The sequence below is a fragment of the Natrialba swarupiae genome (assembly GCF_008245225.1).
In the GTDB taxonomy this organism is placed as follows: domain Archaea; phylum Halobacteriota; class Halobacteria; order Halobacteriales; family Natrialbaceae; genus Natrarchaeobius; species Natrarchaeobius swarupiae.
Map to the genome: position 1 here is coordinate 129,022 of NZ_VTAW01000010.1, position 9,682 is coordinate 138,703.

The 9,682-nt window shown below is 59.6% G+C and carries 7 protein-coding genes; 3 read left to right on the plus strand and 4 right to left on the minus strand.

Going from position 1 to position 9,682, the window contains the following annotated elements; translation table 11 throughout:
• Positions 1–217: 217 nt before the first annotated feature.
• Entirely contained in the window at positions 218–2,422 is a 2,205-nt protein-coding gene (locus tag FYC77_RS09915) for a DEAD/DEAH box helicase (RefSeq protein WP_149081341.1), read from the minus strand.
• 458 nt (positions 2,423–2,880) lie between these two features.
• On the opposite strand from FYC77_RS09915, the gene FYC77_RS09920 reads away from it, so the two are divergent.
• The gene (locus tag FYC77_RS09920; protein ID WP_149081342.1) at positions 2,881–4,782 is read left to right on the plus strand and encodes a beta-CASP ribonuclease aCPSF1; all 1,902 of its coding nucleotides are present in this window, start codon (positions 2,881–2,883) and stop codon (positions 4,780–4,782) included.
• A 513-nt stretch (positions 4,783–5,295) separates the two neighbouring features.
• Here FYC77_RS09920 and FYC77_RS09925 read toward each other — a convergent pair.
• From FYC77_RS09925 to FYC77_RS09935, 3 genes are all read right to left on the minus strand, one after another.
• On the minus strand, positions 5,296–6,633 hold the full coding sequence (locus FYC77_RS09925) for an RNase J family beta-CASP ribonuclease (protein ID WP_149081343.1): 1,338 nt from the start codon (positions 6,631–6,633) through the stop codon (positions 5,296–5,298).
• A 514-nt stretch (positions 6,634–7,147) separates the two neighbouring features.
• Positions 7,148–7,408, minus strand: coding sequence for a lipoyl domain-containing protein (locus FYC77_RS09930; protein ID WP_149081344.1), 261 nt, complete (start codon positions 7,406–7,408; stop codon positions 7,148–7,150).
• 265 nt (positions 7,409–7,673) lie between these two features.
• Positions 7,674–7,988, minus strand: coding sequence for a YbjQ family protein (locus FYC77_RS09935; protein WP_149081345.1), 315 nt, complete (start codon positions 7,986–7,988; stop codon positions 7,674–7,676).
• 128 nt (positions 7,989–8,116) lie between these two features.
• Here FYC77_RS09935 and mce point away from each other — a divergent pair, with 128 nt between their 5' ends.
• Both mce and FYC77_RS09945 read left to right on the plus strand, forming a co-directional pair.
• A complete protein-coding gene (mce, locus tag FYC77_RS09940; RefSeq protein ID WP_149081346.1) occupies positions 8,117–8,500 on the plus strand; it encodes a methylmalonyl-CoA epimerase in 384 nt (127 codons plus the stop codon).
• A 260-nt stretch (positions 8,501–8,760) separates the two neighbouring features.
• A complete protein-coding gene (locus FYC77_RS09945; RefSeq protein WP_149081347.1) occupies positions 8,761–9,450 on the plus strand; it encodes a helix-turn-helix domain-containing protein in 690 nt (229 codons plus the stop codon).
• Positions 9,451–9,682: the final 232 nt, after the last annotated feature.

Sequence of the window (9,682 nt, forward strand, 5' to 3'; positions counted from 1 at the left end):
ACTGGACGTCCTCGACCTGACGACGGAGGGACTTGTCGCTGGCGAGTGTCAAAGCGACCTGCTGACGGGAAGCCGCTGTACGTGCTGTTGAACCGTTCGGGACACACTAATGATCTCGAATACGTCGCCGAAACGCGGAGTGACGGTCGCCTCTTCGGCCTGTCTAACCCGAGCACCACTGAGCACGACCGGAGCTGACGGTGGGGAACGATCGGACTCAGATCGGGATAAAATCGGGATCGACGTCACGACGACGATCCGTCTCTTCGAAGAATCGATTGAACCGAGCATAGAGGTCCGTACACTTCCCGCTAGTCTCATAACACAGTGTGTGGAAATCGGCGACGACTGCACAGTATCGTTTTGCCCGCGTCAGTGCCACGTTCAACCGTCTCGGACCGTCTTTCTCTCTCCCGAGGAAGCCGATATTGCCGTGACTATTGGAACGAACTAACGAGAGGACGATCGCCTCACGTTCGCTGCCCTGAAACGAGTCGATCGTATCGACGGTTACCGCGTTGCCGTTTTGAATGTGATCCTGAAGTCGCTCTTCGATCGTTCTCACCTGTGCTGTGTAGGGTGTAATGACGCCGATTTCATCCGTCGACAGATCGTCAGACAGCTCCTGGACGAGATACGTCACGAGTCGGGCCTCAGTGTCGTTCGATCGGGAGTAATCGTCGACCTCGACGGACCCACCGACGTTGAACGCTTCCATCGGTTCATCTCTCGAGGGAAGTGACTCGACAGTTCGTCCGTTCCGCAGTTCGCGGTTGTAGAACGCGCTGTTCGAGAACGCCGCAATGTCGCGGTGCATCCGATACTGCGTCTTCAACTGCATTCCGACGCCCTCGTACACGCCACCGTCCGCATAGAGATGTTCGAACAGGGACATTCCTAGACTCGACTCTGGTGGCTCTTCGGTCGTACTGAACGGAGGGAGCTGCTTGTGGTCACCAGCGAGGACGACTCGATCGGCCTTTACCAACGGAATACACGATGACGCACACGTTGCTTGCGTCGCCTCGTCGAGTACCAGGAGATCGAACTCGCTTGGTAGCCCAGCGGTGCTGTTGTTCGTACCGGCGACGACATCTGCCGACTCGTTCGTGGTTCCGTACTGTCGAACGAGGTCGTTCGATCGCTTCGAACCGTTGAGCCGTCTGAGTGTGAACTCGCCGTTCTCGTACTGTGCATAACGATGAAGCGAGCTGTCGTCCGGGTCGTTTACCGTCGACTCCCCCACGACGATATTATCGACCGCTTGGTTCGAGTCTGCACAGACAAGCACACGTTCGCCCGCTTCGACAGCCCGTCGGACGATCTCGATGAGCGTGCGTGTCTTTCCGGTTCCTGGTGGGCCGTGAATACAGAAGACGTCGTCCGCCAGCAGCGCCAGTTCCGAAGCCAACTGCTGTTCCTGGTTGAGATCGTCGTCGGCTTGCATGCTTTGGGCTGTTGCCCCGTTCGTGAACGTGATCGGGCGTTGGCCAGTCAGCACGTCCAGAAACGCATCCTTCTGTAGTTCGGCCACCGCCTCGAGTTCACGATCGGTTGGGACAGTGTTCAACAAGAGAGAGATACCGAGGTCAGCGTCGTTCGACAGGTGGTGTCGGACGCTATTCGACGATTCGACGTCGCTCCAGTGGATACTGGCGGTAAATCGAAGGCCATGAATGGTTTCGACGGTCGCCGGAAGCGGGAAAACATCCCCATCGCCGTGAAGCAGAATCTCGTTCCCCTGGTAAATTCCGAACGTGTTTGGAACGTAGTATGCCCAGTCGTCCCGATCGTCCGATTCGTCGGTCAGTGGTTGCGCTTCGAGTCTAAGTTGCTCGCCGTCTTGCCCCCTGTACTCGACGGTCGGAATCGCATTCCCACCGTTGACGTAGATTTCTCGAGCGGTGTTCGATTGCGCTCGCCCCTCGTTTGCCTGACGCGTCGCATCTCGCTCGTTTCCGATGTACTCCTCGAGATCAGCACAGAAGGAGTTCGAGTCGATCGTCTTCCGCGATGGTTCGTTGTCGTCGACGGGGCGATCGTAGCTCTCTGGAAGGGATGGCGGCTGATAGTCGGAGTGCCAGAATCGAACTCGCCGTGCCAGTTTGGTCTCTGCAAACTCGGAGAGACTGATCGATCCGCGATCGTCCCCGTCGCGATAGACGATGATCTCACCGCGGAGATCCGTGTTGGCGTAGCCGAGGTACTCCCCAGTCGGTGTGGCGTTGTCCGTCCCGTGGAGCGGGATGGAAATGTACTCATCGTCGCCCGGAAACGCGAGGTCGTGATGCTGAGCAAATTCGACGATCGGTTTGACGGGGACTCGCTCTTTAGCGGATGCGAAATCGTCTGCCGTGACCTCGTAATGGTGGCCGCCTACTGGGGAGAAGTTGGAAAGAGCGTGGTCGAAGAGGAGGGACATACCTGTTATCGTTGTCGAGCGACTGGATATTCTTATAGCTTTTCCTAGGTGTGTCGTCCTGACGAACGATCTAGTATCCCACATCTGACCGAGCGCACATCCTGCAGCCGTCTTTACGCCCGTACTCGTCCTCATCTCGTCGGTCCTCGAGTGGTTCAACAGCTGTCTTCGCCCCCACGTCGGTTTGGTACGTCCAAACGGCGATCCGTGAGCGATGGTGAAAACGGCGAAATAAAGCCGCTCTGGCGATCCGATGAAGCAATCGAGTGAAAATATACCACATACGTTTCACATGCGAAGGGTTTTGTACACGGTCACGTAGACCTATACAGCCGTTCGTCACGCTCTCCACACGGGAGCCCAGCTGGCCGATTATTCCTGAGACATTCCGGCAAATCGGTCCGAATCTGGAGGAACGCCGATCGCCGTGATCGAGCTTGCGGACAGCGATAGCATCTATGAGCGAGGATACGACCAACTCCGAGTTACTCGACCGCGTTCGAACCGAAGTACCGCCCCACCTCGACGTCAGCGAGGTGCAGTACGAGGGACCCGACCTCGTGATCTACACCGAGACGCCCGAACAGTTCGCCGAGAATGGCCAGCTTCTGGGCGACCTCGCACGAGCGCTCCGTAAACGCGTCACGATCCGCCCCGTTGCGGGACAGCAAGCGAGTCCAGCCGAAGCAGAAGGAACGATCCGTACGATCGTCCCCGACGAGGCGAACATCCAGAACCTCGAGTTTCACGCGACGGTCGGCGAGGTCCTCATCGAGGCCGAAAAGCCCGGGCTGGTCATCGGCCAACACGGCAAGACGCTCCGGGAGATTACCCAGGAGGTCGGATGGAATCCGGAGGTCGTCCGCACGCCACCTATGGAGTCCTCGACGGTCGACAACGTCCGGAACTTCCTGACTCAGGAGCGTGGCGAACGCCGGGAGTTCCTCCGTGACGTCGGGGAGAAGATCCACCGGGAGCCCCAGACCGACGTCGACTACGTTCGCGTCACCACACTGGGCTGTTGTCGGGAGGTCGGCCGGGCGAGTTTCGTCCTGCACACGCCGAACACGCGCATCCTCGTCGACTGTGGCGACAAACCCGGTGCCGAGGGAGAGGTCCCGTATCTCCACGAGCCGGAAGCCATGCCGCTGACCGACCTCGACGCGGTCGTTCTCACCCACGCCCACCTCGATCACAGCGCGTTGCTCCCGCTGCTGTTCAAATACGGTTACGACGGCCCGATCTACACGACGGAGCCGACGCGTGACCTGATGGGACTGTTGCAACTCGACTACCTGAGCGTCGCCTCGAAAGAAGGGCGGACGCCACCGTACTCGAGCGAGCAGGTCCGCGAAGCGATCAAGCACACAATCCCCGTCTCCTACGGCGATGTCACCGACATCGCGCCGGATATCAAGCTCACGATGCACAACGCGGGCCACATCCTGGGAAGCGCATCGGCACACTTCCACGTCGGCAACGGGTTCTACAACGTCGTCTTCTCCGGCGACGTCCACTACGAACCCACCCGGCTATTCAACGGCGCGGTCAACGACTTCCCGCGAGTCGAGGCGATGGTAATGGAATCGACCTACGGTCGGCGCAACGACTACCAGACGGACACCGAAAAAAGTGAAGCGCGCGTCCGAGAGATCATCAACGAGACGTACGAGCAGGACGGAATCGTCGTCATTCCCGCGTTCGCGGTCGGTCGCTCCCAGGAACTCATGCTCGTCCTGGAGGAGGCGATGCGGGAAGACAAGATTCCGACGATGCCGATCTACCTCGACGGAATGATCCGGGAAGCGACGGCGATCCACACGGCCTACCCGGAGTACCTCCGCGACGGCCTGCGTCGACGGATCCTCCACGACGACGACAATCCGTTCGTCGCCGAACAGTTCCGGCAGGTCGACGGCGGCCAGGAGATGCGTGAAGATATCGCCAGCGACGATCCCTGTATCATCCTCTCGACCTCGGGGATGGTCACCGGTGGCCCGATCATGTCCTGGCTCGAGTTGCTCGGCCCGAATCCGGAGAACACGCTGTTGTTCGTCGGCTATCAGGCCGAAGGTACGCTCGGTCGGCGGATCCAGAGTGGTCGAACGGAGATCGCACTCGAGGGGCGTGGCAACCGACTCACGCTTGCCTGTCGGATCGAGTCCGTAAGCGGCTTCTCCGGCCACGCCGATCGGGGCGGTCTCGAGCAGTACGTCGAGGAGATGAACCCGAGACCCGAGCAGATTCTGTGCGTCCACGGTGACGAGGACGCGACGGATCAACTCTCGTCAGCGCTCTACCAGCAGTACAACGTTCGGACGTATCAGCCGAAGAATCTCGAGACGTTCCGGTTTCCGTGACACCTCTCCCAGATCTGCGGTCAGTCACTCGACCTATTTTTCGCTCACCACTTCGACAAGCGTCGACTGCAGGGCCGACTCGAACCACACCATCGAATTCGACGCTGCAGTGCAGGCGTGCCAAAACACTCAGTTCTGTAAGTCGGACCGAGATGTCCCGATCCGGGTTCGGCTATTCCGGCCGTAAGGAATTGTGGAGTTGAGTGACGCGATTCACGCCCGTCCCCAGAACGCGAGGCGTTCTGGTGTGCGAACGAGACGATTTGCGTCTCGTCAACGCCGTGAAACGGCGGGATTCTCTCACTGTTTAGAGATAGGTTGCAGGCAGTCCCCACGAAGAGACACGTTCCGTCTGTAGGCGAAGCACCGACGATTGCTATCCTCGAGGTCAGAGTATCGATGAGCGATACCACCACTCGGAAACTACGCGTCAAACGGTCTGCTGTACGTCATGGCCGCCACACCCGGGACCCGTTCTCCGGGTGTGTCGGTATACCGTTACAGCAATCCGTGCTAGACGAGCTGGATGATGTTCCCGTTCGTGGTCGTATGCAGGTCACGACCGAGCGTATAGCCCTGGTTCGACGCGAGGTCGACGTAGCCCGAGAATCCCCCGAGATCCTGATGGGCGGGAATAACGTGCTGGGGTTGGAGTGCATCGAGCATCGTGTAGTGGCCTTCCTGGTTCAAGTGCCCGGAAACGTGGATGTCCGAATAGACGCGCGCGCCTTGCATCCCGAGCAGCTTCTCGGCCTGGTAGCGCTGGCCTTCGTTCGTCGGCTCGGGGATCACGCGAGCCGAGAAGACGACCTTATCACCATCGTTGAGGTCGTACGGCGTCTCGCCACGGGCCATCCGCGTCAGTAACGCTCGCGGCTCACCCTGGTGGCCAGTCACGACGGGCAGAAAGTTCCCCTTCCCGTCGTTCATGATCCGCTCGAGCGTCTGATCGATCGATCGGCGGTAGCCGACCATCTGCACGTCGGACGGGAAGTCGACGCCCAGTCGTTTCGCAGTCCCCGAGTACGTCTCCATCGAGCGACCGAGGAGGATCGGCTGGCGACCGATCTCTCGAGCGAACTCGATGAGCGACTTCACCCGAGCGATATGGCTCGAGAACGTCGTCGCGACGATCCCGCCGTCGTAGTCCTCCATGCTATAAAGGGTATCCCGAAGGTGTTCACGGGCGACCGACTCGGAAGGGGTTCGCCCCTTCTTGTTCGCGTTCGTACAGTCTTCGATATAACAGAGGACGCCTTCCCGACCGATCTCCCGGAAGCGCTTCATATCGATTGGATCGCCGATAACCGGCGTGTGGTCCATCCGTTTGTCCAGCCCGTAGACGATCGCGCCCTCCGGCGTGTGGAGAACGGGGTTGATCGCCTGGATGATCGAGTGGGTGACGTTGACGAACTCGAGTTCGATCCCGTGATCACCGATCGTCATCGTCTCGCCGGCGTCCATCTGGATCAGCTCGTTGTCGGAACCGAACTTGTTCTCGTCCTCGAGTTCGCCCTTGACGAGCTCCAGTGTGAACGGCGTCGCGACGATCGGCGCGTCATATCGGTGTGCGAGTTTCGAGATCGCGCCGATATGGTCGAGATGGCCGTGGGTCGGGACGATCGCCCGGACGTCGCCCTCGAGGTCGGACATAACCCGGTCGTCGGGGATCGCGCCCATATCGATCAGATCCAAACTGTGCATTCCCTCCGTCTGGATATTGTCGTGGATGAGGACCTTCGAGAGGTTCAACCCCATGTCGAAAATCACGATGTCGTTTCCGGCACGAACGGCAGTCATCTGCCGTCCGACCTCTTCGTAGCCGCCGATAGTTGCAATTTCAATGTCCATTAGTGGTGCCGATCATAGCAGTCTGTCCACACAGTGTGACCCAACAGAAATTGGTGAGCCAACGATCGCAGTCGACCGACGATGACCGACTTTCGGCCACGTCATCGACGGCGATTTCCGACCGTGTGAAAGACGGCGCGTCTTTCGGTTAGCTGACTAGATGGCGCTCGAACGTATATACGCCCGGTTTCGTGTCGGGGCATAGTCGATCGGCGGAATGAACGACATTCCACCCCATCACATGTCGTAGGACTACTGTGTATATTCTCCTCGGAGCATTTCCCCGTAACACTGTCGTAAGCAGAGAAGGCAAGGGAACTCGAGTACGTCGGTCGCAGCAATCGAACGAGGAGATACGGTTTGCGATGACTGATTGCCGGTCGATCGCAGATCGGCGAGCGGTCGACCGGTACTGACGCATCACAGCCCGTATCGTACGGATTGCTGTAACGATGGACCGGCGAAACCGCAGACTGATCGCGGTTTCTGCGGTCATGACTGACAGTAAACCGTATCAGTCCCCCTCGAAGAGCGCTAGGATATCGCCGCGCTCGAACACGTCGTCCTCGTCGCAGACGATCTCGTGGACGGTTCCGGCTGCAGGTGCCGGAACGTCGACGCTAACCTTTTCGATCTGTATCTCACAGAGCGTCTCGCCGTCCTCGACCCGGCTCCCCTCGCGTGCGAACCAGTTCGTGACGATGCCTTCGTCCTCATCTATCTCCTCTGGCCAAACGTCGGCCGTATCGATCTCGAGGTGAGCGCTCCCAGACATGGTCGAGAGTGGATTGATCGGATAGCATCTTTAATACCACCAACGTGACGGTTAGTTCCGACCATCTGCGCCGACACTGGTGAAACATCTCTCGAGGTGCTACGCGAGACTGCTCGCGGCGACGGTCGAACCGTGACCACCGGGTTCCCGATCGATCCGGTGATCACCGGCGAGGCGAAGATTTCCAGGTTCGGTTTCGTCACCGCGCGAACGGCTGGGGCGAGTGTCGACCCAGGAGAGTCTCGAACCCACGAGAGGAGAGTCATCACCGAAGACGTACCGCCGTTCTGTAGGCCATCACTTCCGAGCCGCCGTCGGTGATCTGAGAGGTCTCGAGGCGGACGTTGACCACGGTGTCGGCCCCCATCTCTTCGGCGTGGGCCTCCATACGCGAGATCGCCTCGTCGCGGGCTTTCGAGAGGAGGTCCGAGTACGCCTTGAGTTCGCCGCCGAAGATGTTTCGGATCCCCTGTGTGAAGTCCTGACCGGCGTTTTTCGCCTCGACCGTGTTTCCGCGCGCGATTCCGAGTACGCCGACGATTTCGCCGTCCGGAACCGTCTCCGTATTCGTGATATACATGTAATACTCGCTATCTGTCAGCCCAGTATATGATTTCTGTGGCGAGACGGTGACTGGCGAATGCGAACTCACGTTCACGCCGGAACCGATCCCGTCCGTATTTGGCCCGCGCCGATCAACGTTCGGGCATGCACTTCGACCACGCGGGAATCGCGACGGACGACGCAGAGGCGCTCGCCGAACTGTACGCGGACCTGTTCGGCCTCGAGATCGCCCACGAGGAAGAGTTCGACGGGATGCGCGTCGTCTTCGTCGACTGCGGGAACGGCTACTTCGAACTCCTCGAGCCGATAGAGGAGGGGACGATTTCGCGGTATCTCGAGGATCAGGGTCCCGGCATTCACCACCTGGCGCTTGCGACGGACGACCTCGGAGCGGCCCTCGAGCGCGCCCGTGAGCACGATGTCGCCCTCGTCGACGAGGAGCCACGAGCGGGTGCGTGGGGCCACACCGTCGCGTTCTTGCACCCTCGCGACACCGGCGGTATCTTGCTCGAGCTCGTCGAACACTGAGACGGATTGTTGTCGCGGTGTACCGGTGATCGCGTCCGATCGATCACTGGTTCCGAACGACGGCGGTCGGTGTGATACGGTCTGCGATGACTGATTGCCGGTCGATCGTTCGCCGTTTTTCGATCGGTTGCCAGCCGGGGGCTCCGGTGAACGTTAGCGAATTGGAGGGTCAGCTTTGGACGACACTCATCCCGATTGGGTGGCGGGAAAGGCTACCGGAAACCCAATCCGTCTATATCCGTCCGTGGTGAATCCGGGTGATGACCACGGTCGTCGAACTCGAGGTTTCAGCCGATCGTCTCGCATTCGAGCGAACGTTCGAGCGCGTGTCGTCGTTCGAGTTTCGGATCGCCGGACTGATCGGTGGCTCCCCCCCGCTCGTCCGGGCGTCGGGTGCGGGTCGACGAACGTTGACACGGGCACTCGAGGACGATCCGTCCGTCGACGTGATCGCGAGTTTGACCGTCGAGTCTGACAGAAACTCGATCTCAGTCGCCGACGACCGGGAAGGGTGTCTGTTCCGTCTGGAGTTTCGAGACAGCGTCAAACTGTTTCAGGAGATCGTCACCGACAACGACGGTGCGATCCTGACTGCACGCGGCGGAGACGGTGTCTGGTCGGTGCAACTGCTGTTCCACGATCGGGAAGCGGTGTCTACCACCTACGAACTGTTCGGGCAGTACGAGTTCGACGTGACCGTAACACGCGTCAGCGGCATCGACGACCTCACCCGTGCCCGGACGCCGTTGACGGAAACCCAGTACGAGACGATTCGCGCCGCACACAATCTGGGGTACTTCGCTGTCCCTCGCGAGGTAACTCTCGAGGAACTCGCCGCCGAACTTGACATCTCACATCAGGCGTTGTCCGAACGGCTTCGGCGAAGCCACGAGGCGCTCATCAGCGCGGAGCTTGCAGACGGCATCGCGCGGACGAAAATCGATCCGTGACTGCGATCATCGGACGGAGTGTCGTCGTTCGGTACCGGCGAGCGCTCGAGCGGGATCAGCGATCGCCGGTACCACGTGATACCGATTCGTATGCGACAAATTGGGTTCGGCGTCTACAGAGGGACAGCGAGAGTGGTTCGGGACCTGTCCCAAGATCAGTACCTCACAAGACGTCATCAGTTGAGTCGGTCTGAGATCTGATTTCTGTCGTAGGTGGCGGTGATCGGGTTAG